At 66.7% G+C, this 14673-nt stretch carries 15 protein-coding genes; 6 read left to right on the top strand and 9 right to left on the bottom strand.

What is annotated here, in order from left to right; translation table 11 throughout:
- Positions 1-24 precede the first annotated feature (24 nt).
- A complete protein-coding gene (locus BJF92_RS07790) occupies positions 25-771 on the top strand; it encodes a sulfite exporter TauE/SafE family protein (protein WP_075634182.1) in 747 nt (248 codons plus the stop codon).
- Here BJF92_RS07790 and trmD read toward each other — a convergent pair.
- From trmD to BJF92_RS07760, 6 genes are all read right to left on the bottom strand, one after another.
- Complete coding sequence (trmD, locus tag BJF92_RS07785; protein WP_075634181.1) at positions 753-1475, bottom strand: tRNA (guanosine(37)-N1)-methyltransferase TrmD; 723 nt, start codon at positions 1473-1475, stop codon at positions 753-755. The genes BJF92_RS07790 and trmD overlap by 19 nt on opposite strands.
- A gap of 75 nt (positions 1476-1550) precedes the next feature.
- Positions 1551-2126: a ribosome maturation factor RimM gene (gene rimM, locus BJF92_RS07780; protein WP_075634180.1), complete on the bottom strand. Its 576-nt coding sequence runs from the start codon at positions 2124-2126 to the stop codon at positions 1551-1553.
- A 158-nt stretch (positions 2127-2284) separates the two neighbouring features.
- The gene (gene rpsP / locus BJF92_RS07775) at positions 2285-2647 is read right to left on the bottom strand and encodes a 30S ribosomal protein S16 (protein WP_075634179.1); all 363 of its coding nucleotides are present in this window, start codon (positions 2645-2647) and stop codon (positions 2285-2287) included.
- A 56-nt stretch (positions 2648-2703) separates the two neighbouring features.
- The gene (locus BJF92_RS07770) at positions 2704-3066 is read right to left on the bottom strand and encodes a chorismate mutase (RefSeq protein ID WP_245294692.1); all 363 of its coding nucleotides are present in this window, start codon (positions 3064-3066) and stop codon (positions 2704-2706) included.
- Positions 3067-3077: 11 nt separating this feature from the next.
- Positions 3078-4643 carry a signal recognition particle protein gene (gene ffh / locus BJF92_RS07765; protein WP_075634178.1) on the bottom strand — a complete coding sequence of 522 codons (1566 nt, stop codon included), beginning with the start codon at positions 4641-4643 and terminating at the stop codon, positions 3078-3080.
- Between the two features lie 390 nt (positions 4644-5033).
- Entirely contained in the window at positions 5034-6845 is a 1812-nt protein-coding gene (locus tag BJF92_RS07760) for a methyl-accepting chemotaxis protein (RefSeq protein WP_075634177.1), read from the bottom strand.
- 598 nt (positions 6846-7443) lie between these two features.
- Between BJF92_RS07760 and dapF the strand changes: the two genes are divergently transcribed.
- From dapF to BJF92_RS07735, 5 genes are all read left to right on the top strand, one after another.
- Positions 7444-8346 (top strand): diaminopimelate epimerase, encoded by a 903-nt coding sequence (gene dapF / locus BJF92_RS07755; protein ID WP_075634176.1) that lies wholly within the window; start codon positions 7444-7446, stop codon positions 8344-8346.
- Positions 8343-9608, top strand: a complete 1266-nt coding sequence (mtaB, locus tag BJF92_RS07750) for a tRNA (N(6)-L-threonylcarbamoyladenosine(37)-C(2))-methylthiotransferase MtaB (protein ID WP_075634175.1) — start codon at positions 8343-8345, stop codon at positions 9606-9608. Before dapF ends, mtaB begins: the two co-directional genes overlap by 4 nt.
- Positions 9609-9748: 140 nt before the next feature.
- On the top strand, positions 9749-11377 hold the full coding sequence (gene ftsY, locus BJF92_RS07745; RefSeq protein WP_075634174.1) for a signal recognition particle-docking protein FtsY: 1629 nt from the start codon (positions 9749-9751) through the stop codon (positions 11375-11377).
- A gap of 187 nt (positions 11378-11564) precedes the next feature.
- On the top strand, positions 11565-12230 hold the full coding sequence (locus BJF92_RS07740; RefSeq protein ID WP_075634173.1) for a septation protein A: 666 nt from the start codon (positions 11565-11567) through the stop codon (positions 12228-12230).
- Positions 12227-12841 carry a DUF2585 domain-containing protein gene (locus BJF92_RS07735; protein ID WP_075634172.1) on the top strand — a complete coding sequence of 205 codons (615 nt, stop codon included), beginning with the start codon at positions 12227-12229 and terminating at the stop codon, positions 12839-12841. Before BJF92_RS07740 ends, BJF92_RS07735 begins: the two co-directional genes overlap by 4 nt.
- 111 nt (positions 12842-12952) lie before the next feature.
- Here the strand turns inward: BJF92_RS07735 and BJF92_RS07730 are convergent, their stop codons facing one another.
- Genes BJF92_RS07730 through BJF92_RS07720 form a run of 3 tightly spaced genes read right to left on the bottom strand, consistent with a single transcriptional unit; the run spans position 12953 to position 14546 of the window.
- A complete protein-coding gene (locus tag BJF92_RS07730) occupies positions 12953-13582 on the bottom strand; it encodes a DsbE family thiol:disulfide interchange protein (RefSeq protein WP_078057917.1) in 630 nt (209 codons plus the stop codon).
- Positions 13579-13779, bottom strand: coding sequence for a heme exporter protein CcmD (gene ccmD / locus BJF92_RS07725; RefSeq protein WP_075634171.1), 201 nt, complete (start codon positions 13777-13779; stop codon positions 13579-13581). The genes BJF92_RS07730 and ccmD overlap by 4 nt, the downstream gene beginning before the upstream one ends.
- Entirely contained in the window at positions 13776-14546 is a 771-nt protein-coding gene (locus BJF92_RS07720; RefSeq protein WP_075634170.1) for a heme ABC transporter permease, read from the bottom strand. The genes ccmD and BJF92_RS07720 overlap by 4 nt, the downstream gene beginning before the upstream one ends.
- Positions 14547-14673 lie beyond the last annotated feature (127 nt).

The following is a 14673-nucleotide window of genomic DNA, read 5'->3' as shown; positions in this document are numbered from 1 at the left end:
CGCAATGTTCATTCCGAGAGACCGATGACGATCCTGACCATGCTGTCCCTCTTCATCGCGGGCTTCCTCTCCGGGGCGGTCAATGCGATCGCCGGCGGCGGCACGTTCCTGACCTTCGGCGCGATGACGCTGGCCGGGCTGCCGCCGATCGTCGCCAATGCCACCTCCTCCATCGTCCAGTTTCCCGGCTATGTCACCTCCGCCCATGCCTATCGGCGCGAACTGTGGCAGGACCGGCGGCTAGTGCTGCTGCTCGGGCTTCTCTCGACGGTCGGCAGCCTGATCGGCGCCTTGATCCTGCTGTCGCTCTCCAATCCGTCCTTCCGCGCCCTGGTGCCCTGGCTGCTGATCGCCGCGACCGCCGTCTTCGCCTTCGGGCCGCTGCTGCGGCCAAAGGCACGGGCGGAGGGCGCGCCGCTGGGGCTGGTCGGGCTGGTGCTGCAATTCGTTACCGCGATCTATGGCGGCTTCTTCGGCGCCGGCATGGGCATCATGATGCTGGCCGTGATGACGCTCACTGTGGGCGGCGGCTATCACCGCGCCAATGCCCTGAAGAACATGCTCGCCATGGTCATCGCCGCCGTCGCCATTGTCGTCTTTGCCAGCGGCGATGTGGTGGCCTGGCCCCAGGCGGCGGTGATGGTGCCCGGCTGCGCGCTCGGCGGCTATGCCGGCGTCTGGCTGGCCCGGCGGGTGCCCCAGGGCATGCTGCGCGCGCTGGTGATCGCCTGCGGCCTCGGCCTCTCGGTCTATTACTTCGTCACGGGCTGACCGGCGGCCGACGGCGCGCGGCCCTCGCCCAGCAGATCGGGCCGGCGCGCACGGGTGAGCGACAGGGCCTCGGCCTGCTGCCAGGCGCGAATGGCGCCGTGATTGCCCGAGGTCAGCACCTCGGGGATCGGCTCGCCCTCGAAGAGCTGCGGGCGGGTATAGTGCGGATGTTCGAGCAGGCCGCCCTCGAAGCTTTCCTGCACGCCCGAGGCGGCATTGCCCATCACCCCCGGCAAAAGCCGCACGACGGCATCGAGCAGGGTCAGCGCCGCCGGCTCGCCGCCCGAGAGAATATAGTCGCCGATCGAGACTTCCTCGAGCCCGCGCCGGTCGATCACCCGCTGGTCCACGCCCTCGAAACGGCCGCAGACGATCAGCGCGCCCGCCCCTTCCGCCAGATCACGCACCCGCGCCTGGGTCAATGGCCGGCCGCGCGGGCTCATCAGGAGGCGTGGCAGACCGGGCCGGGCCGCATCCGCCGCGTCGATCGCCCGGGCCAGCACATCCGGTTTCAGCACCATGCCCGCCCCCCCGCCGGCCGGCGTGTCATCGACGGTGCGATGGCGGTCGGTGGCGAAATCGCGGATCTGCACGGCATCGAGCGACCAGTCGCCCCGCGCCAGCGCCTTGCCGGCCAGCGAATGGCCGAGATGGCCCGGAAACATCTCGGGATAGAGCGTGAGAACGACGGCTGCAAAGGTCATAGGAATTTCCTTCGCCGGCTTTGATCCTCCGGCGTGGGCCACAACAGGGCATCTTGAACGGCGCGAGGCGGCGTCTCAGTCGTCCTTCGGCCGGAAGGGTGCTGCCGGATCGTCGTCCTTGTCCTCGACCAGGCCGGCGGCGACGGGATCGAGGAGAAGACGCCCGGCCTCCAGGTCGATCTCGAGCACGGCATGTTCGGAAAAGGGGATCAGCACCGGGCGCTTGCCCGGGCCTTTCAGCTCCAGGAGATCGCCTGCGCCGAAATCGAACACGCCCGTAACAGTGCCATAGCTGCGGCCCTCGGCGTCGAAGGCCTCCAGCCCCTCCAGATCGGCATAGAAGAACTCGTCCTCGTCGAGATCGTCATCGGGCAGGTTATCCCGGTCGATGAACAGGTTCAGCCCGTTCAGCGCCTCGGCCGCGGTGCGGTCGTTGATGCCGCGAAAGCGCACGATCACGACATTCTTGGCCTCGCGCACCTCCAGAACCTCGAAGACGCGCCCGTCCTCGGCATGGAGATGGCCATAATCGCCGATCGCCATGGGATCGCCGGAAAAGCTCTTCACGCGCACCTCGCCGCGCAAGCCCTGCGCGGCGCCGACCGTTCCCATGAGAACGGGATTCTTCAATTTCGCTGGGCCAGCCGACATGTTCGATACCCGTATGCCATCATGATGCTTGAGCGCACCGCGCCTGAAAAGGCCGGTCGCCCCGAAAGGAAAGGCCCCCGCACCGGAATGCGGAGGCCCCATAGATACCCGGCCGAAGCGGACGCGGATAGGGAAAAATGGGCGCAAGCCCCGGCTGCTTATTCCGCGGCAGCGGCAGCAGCGGCCTCGGCCTTCTGGCGGGCTTCGGCGGCGCGCTCGAGCGCCTTCTTGCCCGGCTTGCCCTTTTCCGGGTTGCTGCGGGCGTCGCGCTTGGCGATACCGGCTTCGGCCAGGAAGCGCAGGACGCGGTCGGTCGGCTGGGCGCCGTTGTCGAGCCAATGCTGGATGCGCTCATTGTTCAGCTCGACGCGCTTGGCATCGTCCTTGGCGAGCATCGGGTTCCAGGAACCGACCTTCTCCAGGAAGCGGCCGTCGCGCGGGCTGCGGGCGTCGGCGATGACGACCTGGTAGTAGGGACGCTTCTTGGAACCGCCGCGGGCGAGACGAATTTTCAGTGCCATGTCATAACTCCTTTGATGTCTGGCGTGCCGCTTCAAGCGGCCTGATCGGGGTGCCGTCAGACCTTGAGGTCTGCGGCGATGTCTTCGTGGTGCCGGATGACTTCCTTGATGATGAAGTTCAGGAACTTCTCGGCGAAATCCGGGTCCAGATTGGCGTCCTTGGCCAGGCGGCGAAGCCGCGCGATCTGGTATTCCTCGCGCGCCGGATCGGCCGGCGGCAATGTGTGGCGGGCCTTGAGAACGCCCACCGCCTTGGTGCAGCGGAAGCGCTCGGCCAGCATGTGCACCAGCGCGGCGTCGATATTGTCGATCGACTGGCGATAGCTGGCCAGTTGCTCGCGCACGCCGGTCTCGGTCGTGGTTGCCTGCGTTGTCGTTGCCTGTGTCTTGGCTGTCTGTGTCGTCGCTGTCTCAGTCATGGCGCGCCCGCTCACTTCTTCTTCGGGAAGCCGGGCAGGCCCGGAAGACCGCCAAGGCCGGGCAGCTTGCCGCCGCCGAGCCCCGGGAGCTTGCCGGGCAGGCCGGGAAGACCGCCGGGCATGCCCTTGCCGAGCCCTGCGGCCTCGGCCTGCTTCTGCAGGGCTTCCAGCTGCTTGGGGTCCATCTGCGACAGGTCGGGCATGCCACCCATGCCGCCGCCGAGCCCCATCTTGGCGCCCAGGCCGCCCATGAGCTGCTTCATCATGCCGCCACCCTTCTTGCCGCCCATCATCTTCATCATGTCCGCCATCTGGCGGTGCATCTTCAGAAGCTTGTTGATGTCGGCGGCATCGGTGCCGGAGCCGGCGGCGATGCGCTTCTTGCGGGAATGCTTGAGCAGGTCGGGATTGGCGCGCTCGGCCTTGGTCATGGAGGAGATGATGGCGAGCTGGCGGGCGAACATGCGGTCGTCGAGGCCGGCGGCGGCGATCTTGTCCTTCATGCCGGCCATGCCCGGCATCATGCCCATGATGCCGCCCATGCCGCCCATCTTCTGCATCTGGCGCAGCTGATCGGCCAGGTCGTTCAGGTCGAACTTGCCCTTGGCCATCTTCTCGGCCATGGCCTTGGCCTTTTCGGCATCGATCGTCTCGGCCGCGCGCTCGACCAGCGAGACGATGTCGCCCATGCCGAGAATGCGGTCGGCCACGCGCTTGGGGTGGAATTCCTCAAGCTCGGAGACCTTTTCGCCAACGCCGATCAGCTTGATCGGCTTTCCCGTCACGGCGCGCATGGAGAGCGCCGCGCCGCCACGGCCGTCGCCGTCCATGCGGGTGAGCACCAGGCCGGTGATGCCGACGCGCTCGTCGAAATTGCGGGCGAGATTGACGGCGTCCTGACCGGTCAGCGCGTCAGCCACCAGCAGGATTTCATGCGGATTCGAGCGGCGTTTGATCTCGGCCATCTCGAGCATCAGCGGCTCGTCGATGTGGGTGCGGCCGGCGGTGTCGAGGATCACCACATCATGGCCGCCGAGGCGGGCGGCCTGCACGGCACGCGCGGCGATATCGGTGGGCGACTGGCCGGCGATGATCGGCAGCGTGTCGATCGAGGTCTGGGCGCCGAGCTGGCGCAGCTGCTCCTGCGCGGCCGGGCGGCGCGTGTCGAGCGAGGCCATCAGCACCTTGCGCTTCTCGCGATGCGTCAGCCGGTGGGCGATCTTGCCGGTGGTGGTGGTCTTGCCCGAGCCCTGCAGGCCGACCATCATGATGACGACGGGGGCCGGCGCATTGAGGTCGATCGGCACGCCCTCTTCGCCGAGCATGGCGACGAGTTCGTCATGGACGATCTTGACCACCATCTGCCCGGGCTTGATCGCCTTGAGCACGGCCGCACCCACGGCCTTCTCCCGCACCCGGTCGGTGAAGGAGCGCACGACTTCCAGCGCCACGTCGGCTTCGAGCAGCGCGCGACGCACCTCGCGCAGGGCGGCCGAAACATCGGCCTCCGACAGCGCGCCGCGGCCGGTCAATCCGTTGAGGATGGACGAGAGGCGGTCCTGGAGATTGTCAAACATGCTCGGCCCTTTTCCTGCTTCCGTCAGCTTGCCAGGCCTTTGCCTGGGTCTGGCGGAAACGTGGGTTCTGCGAAACGCGAAACAAGGCGCAAAGCCAAAAAGCACCCGAGGGCGCATCGCGCTGTCGGGTGTTGACCTCCGGGATCGTCATGGCGTCCATGCGCCCCGGTCGGCGGCTCGAAACTTGGGTCTCGTCGCAGGATTTGGCGGGCTTAAACAGGAGAATGCAGCGAAAGTCAAGTCTTGCAACGCCCGAGTGAGACAGCCCGCCGCCCGGCGCGCCCGTTCAGGCCAAAGATAAGGGCAGTCCAGAACAGATGAAGACCGGCGCGCCCGACCGAAGTCGGGGCGCGCCGGCCTTGTTTCAGATTGCGTGATGCGCGGCAGGGGTCAAGCCACACGGCGGGCGGGGGCTGAGGCCCGGGCCGCGCCCTGCAGGCGGAAGCGGGCGATCAGCTGGCGCAGATGGGCCGCCTCCTCGCCCAGCCGGCCGCTTTCCATATTGCTTTCGGCCGCCATGGCGGCATTGCGCTGCGTCACCTCGTCCAGCTGTCGGATCGAGGCATTGACTTCGGTAATGCCGGTCGCCTGCTCGCGCGAGGCAGTGGCGATGGCCGCTATATGGTCGTTGATGACGACGATATGATGCCCGATCGCCTCGAGCGCCTGGCCGGTGCTGTTGACGAGCGAGACGCCATGGGCGACCTCGGTGCTGGCGCGGCTGATCAACTCCTTGATCTCGCGCGCAGCCGCTGCCGTGCGCTGCGCCAGCTCGCGCACCTCCTGGGCGACGACGGCAAAACCGCGCCCGGCCTCGCCAGCGCGCGCAGCCTCGACGCCGGCATTCAGCGCCAGAAGATTGGTCTGGAAGGCGATCTCGTCGATCACGGAGATGATGTTGCCGATCCGGCTGGAGGACTCCTCGATGCGCTCCATGGCCTCGACCGCGCTGGCTACCACGGTGCCCGAGTTCTTGGCGCTGTCATTGGCCTTCAGCGCCTCGCGCCGGGCCTCGTCGGCGCGCTGGGCGGCGCCGCTGGAAATCACGGTGACCTCCTCGAGCGCGGCGGCCGTCTGCTCCAGCGTGGCGGCCTGGCGCTCGGTGCGCTGGGAGAGGTCGTCAATGTTGGTCCGAATGGAGACGGTTCCATGATCCATGCGCTCGGTTGCGTTGCTGACGGCACTGAGTGCCTCGCCCAGCTGCGTGACGGCGCCGTTCAGGTCATGCCGCAGATTTTCGAATTCCGGGGAGAGCGGCCGCTCGAGAACAAAGGCAAGGTCGCCATCGGCCAGCCGGCGCAGCGCCGAAGCCAGTTCGCCGGTTGCCGCCTTCATCCGGGCATCGGCTGCGGCCTCGGCCTCGGCCGCCATCCGCGCGCGTTCCGCATCGCTGCGCTGGCGCGCTGTCTCCGCGTCCGCCTCCAGTGCCTGCTTGGCCAGCGCGGAATCGCGAAAGATGGCAACGGCAGCCACCATCTCGCCGATCTCGTCACGCGATGCCTGGGGCAGATCGATCCGCGTATTGCCATCGGCGAGCTGGCGCATGAGCGTCGACAGCGCGACGAGCGGGCGGACAATCACCCGGCGCAGGACGAACGCGACGCCGGCCGACAGAAGCAGCGTAGCCGCCAGCACGATTTCCAGGATCAGCGTCACCTGGGTGGACACCGCGTCGCCTTCGGCACGCATATGCTCGGACAGCGCCTCGATCGCATCGCCCGCCTTCTCCATCCGGTCCTCGAGCGCGGAGAATTGCTGCATGAAGCCGGCCAGATCGGCCTGCGCATCCAGCTGGCCTGCCTCGACCTTGACCATCAACGCTTCGGCGCCGCGAATATAATTGTCGAGCGGCTGGTCGAGCGCGGCAAGCAGGCCGGCAACCTGGGGCTCCGTCACCTTGGCCTTGTTGTCGGCGATGGCCGCGCGGAAGGTGCGCACATGCTCCTTCATATCGGTGGCGATCTCGTCAAGCGTCGCCAGTCCCGGCTGATGCGAGGACAGAACGGCCGCCAGCACGTCGGCGCGCAGAGCGTCGTGCATCATATCGGCCTGCATATGGTTGCGCAGCCAGCCGGCAGTCGAGGCCGCGGCTTCGATCGTACCGTCCAGCCTGTGGGCCGACCACAGGCCGGCACCCGCGGCCCCGATGCCCAGCAGCAAAATCGCCAGACTGACCATGATCATCTTACGGCCGATTGTCATCCTCATCCCCTCTCGATTGCGTCAGTCGAACAACCGAATTCCGATTCGAAACGAAGTGGTGTTCTTTACATAGCAAGAGAGCAACAAATTAAAATTAAGGATGTCTTTATGAGGATAAGTGGAAGTCATGATACGCCGGAAGAAAATCTATTCGATTGCCGTCTCCGCCTTCTTATTCGCGCAAAATACAATATAGACCGGCGGCGCGACAGACTGGAAAAGACGCGTTAATTTAAGGATATGTTAAAATATAGTCGTCGGCCCCGTTCGTCCCTGGCGCAAGAGGGCACGCATGTGTCATCCCGGCAGGGCGCAAGCGCAATTGCGCGGCGGGGTGCGCGCGAGCCGGCAGCAGAGCGGTTGCCGGCACATCGACTCTGAGGCAGAATTGTCTCATATCCCTGCTGAATCCAGGATGCAGCGGCGATCTGGAGGCAGGGTTCCGGCTCGAAACGGTCTTGCTTTGCCGATCCCCGTCGCTAGAACGGCCAGCAGCTTGCAACCTCTCCCCTGCTTTCGGCCCCGACCGGCCCAGCACGAGGGAGGCCGGAATGACGGGCCCGAACCACGACAGGCCACACGAAAATAGGAAAGACCCATGCCGGGCAAGGTGAATTTCGCGAAGATGAACGGTCTCGGCAACAAGATCCTTGTTGTCGATATGCGCGGCCGGACCGATCGCATCACCCCGGCGGCGGCCATTGCGCTGGCCAGCGCCAGCGAGACCCATTTCGACCAGATCATGGCGATCCATGATCCGCGCGCGGCAGGCACCGACGCCTTCATCGACATTCTCAACAATGACGGGACGGGCTCGGGCGCCTGCGGCAATGGCACGCGCTGCGTGGTGCAGGCGCTGGCGGCCGAGACCGGGCGTCGCAGCTTCACCTTCCAGACCGCTGCCGGCATTCTCCAGGCGGTGGAGCATGAGGATGGCATGGTCTCGGTCGACATGGGCGCGCCCGTTTTCGACTGGCAGCGCATTCCCCTGTCGGAGGCCTTTCACGACACCAGCCGCATCGAGCTGCAGATCGGCCCGATCGACGCGCCGCTCCTGCATTCGCCCTCAGCCCTGTCGATGGGCAATCCGCACGCGGTGTTCTTCGTTGATCGTGACCCGATGACCTTCGACCTCGCCCGCATCGGCCCGATGCTCGAGCATCATCCGCTGTTTACCGAGAAGGCCAATATCACGCTGGCCCAGGTGACGGGTCCGGCGGCGATGACCACGCGCACATGGGAGCGCGGCGCAGGGCTGACGCTCGCCTGCGGCTCGGCGGCTTGCGCAGCCGCCGTCTCCGGCGCGCGCACCGGCCGCACCGGCCGCAGCGTCACCATCACCGTCGCCTCCAGCCCCAACCGTCAGGCGCTGACCATCGACTGGCGCGAGACCGACGGCCATGTGATCATGACCGGCGCGGCCGAATGGGAATGGGACGGCCAGCTCGATCCGCAAACCGGCCAGTGGGCGCGCACGATAACGGGAGCCGCGGCCTCGTGAGCACCGTCGAGGTCATCACCTTCGGCTGCCGGCTGAACACCTATGAATCCGAAGTGATCCGGCAGAAGGCGGCGGAAGCCGGGCTCAAGGATGCCGTTGTTGTCAACACCTGCGCGGTGACCGGCGAGGCCGTGCGTCAGGCCCGCCAGGCCATCCGGCGGGCAAAACGCGCGCGGCCGGAGGCGCGCATCCTCGTCACCGGCTGCGCGGCGCAGGCGCAAGCGGCCGATTTCGCCGCGATGGACGAGGTGGACGCCGTCCTCGGCAATGAGGAGAAGCTGACCAGCGCAGCCTATCGTGCCCTGCCGGATTTCGGCGTCTCGGCCGAAGAGAAACTCAAGGTCAACGACATTATGAGCGTGCGCGAGAGCGCGCCGCAGATGGTGGAGCTGATCGAGGGGCATGTGCGCGCCTTCCTGCAGGTGCAGAATGGCTGCGACCACCGCTGCACCTTCTGCATCATTCCCTATGGCCGGGGCAATTCCCGCTCCGTGCCGATGGGCGCCGTGGTCGACCAGGCCCGGCAGCTGGTGGAAAGCGGCTATCGCGAGCTGGTGCTGACGGGCGTGGACGCCACCAGCTACGGCGCGGATCTGCCTGGAACGCCTACGCTCGGGCTGCTGGCCAAGACGCTTTTGAAGCAGCTGCCGGATATCCTGCGGCTGCGGCTTTCCTCCATCGACAGCATCGAGGTCGACCGGCATCTTCTGGACCTGCTCGGCGACGAGCCGCGCTTCATGCCGCATCTGCACCTGTCGCTGCAGCATGGCGACGACCTGATCCTGAAGCGGATGAAGCGCCGTCACAGTCGCGCCGAGGCGCTGGCCTTTGTGGAGCAGGCACGGCGCCTGCGCCCGGAGCTCAGCCTGGGCGCCGATATCATCGCCGGCTTCCCGACAGAGAGCGAGGCCGCTTTCGAGCAATCGGTGAGCCTGGCCGAGGAGGCGCGGATCGCCACGCTGCACGTCTTCCCCTACAGCCCCCGCCCCATGACGCCGGCGGCGCGCATGCCCCAGCTCGACCGCGCCGTGATCAAGGCGCGCGCGGCGCGGCTCAGGGCCGTGGGCGAAACTTTGGCCCGCCGCCATCTGGACAGGCTGGTCGGCACGCGCCAGATGCTGCTTGTCGAAAACAACGGTTTCGCGCATACGCAGGACTTCACGCGCGTGGCGACGCCGGGCCTTGCTCCGGGCCGTCTCGTGGAGGCCGCGATCCTCGGCCATGACGGCCGGGACCTGACCATCGACGGTCCAGCCGCCTGACGCGGCAGGCTGAGGGACCGGCTGAAGGGGCTTGAGCGGCGGGCCGCGGCAGACGACAGAACAGAGGACGGAAGACGCCTTCCGGTGCCCTTGGCGCATCATCAGGGCCTTCCGCAAACAGACCGGCGAACGGGAATTTCATGGCGCTCGATTTCATCAAGAAGGTCTTCACCTTTGGCCGCAGCAAGCCGGCCGAGGAGGCGCCGCGCCCCGAGGAGGAGCAGACCGCGCCCGGGCCGCAGGAGGCGGCCGACCTGCCGCTGGCCACCGATCCGGTGCTGCCGGAGGAGATGGACACGGCCGGCGGCCCTGCCGACGATGAGGAAATCGACTTCGAGGCGATCACCGCCGCGCAGGACGATCCCGCGCTTCTGCCGCCGATCGAGGCGATCGGCGATCTCGGGATGGTGCCGCTGTCGCTGCTGGAAGCCGAGGCCGAAGCCGGCACGCAGGAAGCGCCGCTCGATCCCGAGACGCTGGACGCGGCCGTACCGATCGCCGAGGACGATCTGGACGCCATGGCCCAAGCGCCTCTCTCTCCCGCGCAGGAAGAGGCACAGCCGGCGCCTGCAACAGAGGTTTTGGAGCCAGAAGCAGCTGTTCATGTGCCACCCGCCGAACAGGCCGTGGCAGAGACCGCCGACGAGGCGCCGGCCCTCAGCGATGCCGCGCCGGCCGACACGCTGGACGCAGCAAAGGCCGAAACCTTCGGTGCGACCGAGGCCGGCGAGGCCGAAGCTTCCACCCCCGACGACGAGTCTGCCGCGGCGCTGGCGGCTTCGCCTGCCCTGCCCAAGGGCTTTGCTGCGCGCAGCGAGGCGGTCGAGGAGGTCGTGGCCGTCCAGCAGAAGCGCAACTGGTTCCAGCGCCTGCGCGACGGCCTGTCGCGCACCTCCTCGCAGCTCACCGGCCAGATCACCGCGCTCTTCACCAAGCGCAAGCTGGACGACGACACGCTGCAGGATCTGGAAGACCTGCTGATCCAGGCCGATCTCGGGATGGAGACGGCACTGCGCATCACCGACACGCTGGCCTCCGAGCGCTATGGCCGTGACGTGACGGGCGAGGACGTCTCGCGCATCATGGCTGACGAGATCACCAAGGTGCTGACCCCCGTTGCCAAGCCGCTGACGCTGGATCTCAGCCACAAGCCGCATGTGATCCTGGTGGTCGGCGTGAACGGCACCGGCAAGACCACCACCATCGGCAAGCTCGCCGCCAAGCTCTCCGGCGCCGGGCTCAAGGTGATGCTGGCGGCCGGCGACACCTTCCGCGCCGCCGCCATCGAGCAGCTGAAGATCTGGGCCGAGCGCACCAAATCGCATATCGTCGCCACCAAGCTCGGCGCGGATGCCGCTGGCCTTGCCTATGAGGCCTTCGAGGAAGCGCGGCGGCAGAAGAGCGACGTGCTGATCATCGACACTGCCGGCCGGCTGCAGAACCGCACCGAGCTGATGGCCGAGCTGGAAAAGATCGTGCGCGTGCTCGGCAAGCTCGACCCCGACGCGCCGCACACCGTGCTGCAGACGCTGGACGCCACCACCGGCCAGAATGCGCTCAACCAGGTCGAGATTTTCCGCAATGTGGCGGGCGTCAACGGGCTGATCATGACCAAGCTCGACGGCACGGCGCGCGGCGGCATCCTCGTGGCGATCTCAGCCAAGCACAAGCTGCCGGTCTATTTCATCGGCGTCGGCGAGGGCATCGACGATCTCGAGCCCTTCGAGGCGCGCGACTTCGCCCGGGCGATCGCCGGAACGGGCGCCTGATTGTTTCCGGTTCGTGAAGCGATCAGCCGGAAACCCGTATGAAAAGGTTTAGCGGCGTGCCATTACCCTGCCGCTTTGCCCGGCTTGATGGGGCACGCCGGGCCGGCTGGCGCCGGCGCCCCCTTCCCCCGCAAACGCTTCCGGCGTATTGCGAAGCATGACTTCCAGCAGTTCGGGACCGAACGCGATGACCTTTGAAAGCGACGTCAAGTCGACCCCCGCCGAGCGCGCCCATCCTCTCCTGAAGATGGCGCTGGAGCTCGGGCCGATGCTGATCTTCTTCTTCGCCAATCTGCGCGGCCCCTGGCTGATCGAGAAGGTGCCGGCGCTGGCCGTGCTCGGCGGCCCGCTTCTGGTGGCCACCGGCCTGTTCATGGCCGCCACGGTGATCTCGCTCGTGGTGTCGAAGATCCTGCTCGGCCATCTGCCGATCATGCCCTTCGTCTCCGGCATCGTCGTGGTGATCTTCGGCACGCTGTCGATCTGGCTGCAGAACGAGACCTTCATCAAGATGAAGCCGACCATCGTCAACACGCTGTTCGGTGCCGTGCTGCTCGGCGGGCTCCTGTTCGGCCGCTCCCTGCTCGGCTACGTCTTCAACGCCGCCTTCCAGCTGGACGAGGAGGGCTGGCGCAAGCTCACCTTGCGCTGGGGCCTGTTCTTCCTGGTGCTGGCGGTGATGAACGAGGTGGTCTGGCGCAATTTCTCCGACGATTTCTGGGTGGCCTTCAAGGTCTGGGGCACCATGCCCATCACCATCGCCTTCACGCTCGCCCAGATGCCGCTGATCATGCGCCACAGCCTGACGCCGCCTGAAAAGAGCGAGAACGGCAAGGACGGCGAGACACGATGAGCGCGCCGCGTGAGGCCGGAGGGGGGCTCACCGCCGGGCCCCCGCCGCTTTGGCAGCGCCCGACCTTCTGGCTGGCCGCCTCGCTCGCCGTGCTCATCCTTCAGGCGCTGATCGAAGGCGCCATGGGCCGCACGCTGATCTGCACCTGCGGCACGATCAAGCTGTTCGAGCCGGTGGTGATGAGCCCGGGCAATTCCCAGCACATCGCCGACTGGTACACGCCGTCCCACATCATCCACGGCTTCCTGTTCTATGGCCTGACCCATCTGCTGATGCGCCGCAGGCCCCTGTCCGCGCGCCTTTTCGTCGCCCTGCTGATCGAGGCCGCGTGGGAGATCGCGGAAAATTCCCCCGCCGTCATCGACCGCTACCGCGCCGCCACCATCTCGCTCGACTATCTCGGCGACAGCATCCTGAACTCGACCATGGACAGCGTCTTCATGGCCGTCGGCTTTTTCGCCGCCGCCCGCCTGCCGGTCTGGCTCACCATCGCCATCGCCCTCTTCTTCGAGCTTCTCACCGGCTTCCTGATTCGCGACAACCTGACCTTGAATGTGTTGATGCTCGTCTGGCCGCTCGACGCGGTCAAGGCATGGCAGGGGGCGCTTTGAGGGCGCGGGCGAAAAGCGCTCGATGATCCCGCCGACCGACGCGTCGGCCTGATGCCTTATACCAAGTGTCGATGATAGGAACCTATAGGTCCCTATCATCGACACTTGGTATTATGTCCCGCCGCCCAGCGCCTTCACGATTGCCGGCTCCAACTCCTTGCGGATCGCCTCATCATCGAAGGGGCCGATGCGCTTGTAGAGGATGATGCCCTCAGGCGAGACCAGGAAGGATTCGGGGATGCCGTAGACGCCCCAGTCGATCGCCGCGCGGCCCTTGGGATCGGTGCCGATGGCGGCATAGGGATTGCCGAGTTCGTCAAGGAAAGCGCGGGCCTTGTCGGGCTGGTCCTTGTAGTTGATGCCGACGACCTGGAGCCGGGGATCCTTCGACAGGCCGAGGATCAGCGGGTGCTCCTGCCGGCAGGGCACGCACCAGGAGGCGAAGACATTGACCAGGGTCAGCCGTCCCCTGATCGCCGCATCGTCAAGCGCCGGCTGAGCCACACCCTCCAGCGGCGCCAGAGCCAGCGCCGGCGCCCTGGTGCCGATCAGGGCGGAGGGGATGTCCTGGGCATTGCGGCCCGATTCCAGCCGCAGCAGGAAGAGCACGGCGAGCACGGCGAAGACAAGCAGCGGCAGCGCGACGATCAGCCGGCGGCCGATGCCGGAGCGGGAGCCCTCGTTCCAGCCATCCGGATCGCCGTGATCGGCCTCGTCGGCCTTGTCCTCCGGCGCGCTCATGGGCGGGCATCCGGGGCAGAGCCGCTCTCGGGCCGGCGATCGGAGCGGCGGCGAATGCCGGCAGCCTCGAGCGCGCGGATATCCGCGCGCCGGGCGCGGCCATCGAGAACCACCCAGAGGATCAGCCCGAAAACAACGACCAGTGCGGCGCCATAGCTCGCCAGCACGAAACCGATATGGGGCGCGGCGAAATTCATGCGGCGGGTCCGTTCAAGGCGGCGGAGCGGGCTGACTGGCGGCGCAGCACGGCCACGCGCCGGCGAAGGATCTCGTTGCGCATGGCCGCCAGATGCAGGCAGAAGAACAGGCAGGTGAAGGCGGCAGCCATCAGCAGCAGCGGGCGCAGGAACTCCGCGTCGATCGCCGAGCCGCCAAGCCGCAGAACGCTCGCCGGCTGATGCAGCGTGTTCCACCAGTCCACCGAGAATTTGATGATCGGGATATTGACGAAGCCGAGCAGGATCAGGATCGCCGAGAGCCGCGCCGCGCGGGCCGGATCCTCCAGCGCGCGGTTGAGCGCGATCAGCCCTGCATACATCAGGAACAGGATGAAGAAGGAGGTGAGCCGCGCATCCCAGACCCACCAGGCGCCCCACATCGGCTTGCCCCAGAGCGAGCCCGTGACCAGCGCCAGACCGGTAAAGGCCGCGCCGATCGGCATGGCGGCGCGCGCGGCGACATCGGCCAGCGGATGGCGCCAGACCAGCGTGCCGAGCGCGGAGACCGACATGACGCCATAGATCATCATCGCCAGCCAGGCGGAGGGCACATGCACATACATGATGCGCACCGTCTCGCCCTGCTGGTAATCGCCGGCGCTGGTGACCGCGAAGAACAGGCCGACGGCGAAGAGAAGGGCGGTGAGACAACAGAGCCATGGCAGCAGACGCGCCGACAGCGCCAGGAATCGCGAGGGATTGGCGAGATCGCTGAAGCGGCGGATCGTCAGGCTGGTGTCGCTCATGACAAGATGATTAGTGCATCGTTCGAAAAAGGGAAATCGGCATTTCCGAAAAAGCCGTGCCACGCCGGCCCTGCGGCCTGCCGGCGTGCTTCACATTCAGGTCACCCGCACTTTAAGGTCATCTCCC

Origin of the sequence: Xaviernesmea rhizosphaerae, from assembly GCF_001938945.1 — a bacterium.
Lineage (GTDB): Bacteria > Pseudomonadota > Alphaproteobacteria > Rhizobiales > Rhizobiaceae > Xaviernesmea > Xaviernesmea rhizosphaerae.
The sequence above is the reverse complement of the archived record's forward strand: the minus strand, read 5'-3'. Positions and strand labels throughout refer to the sequence as shown.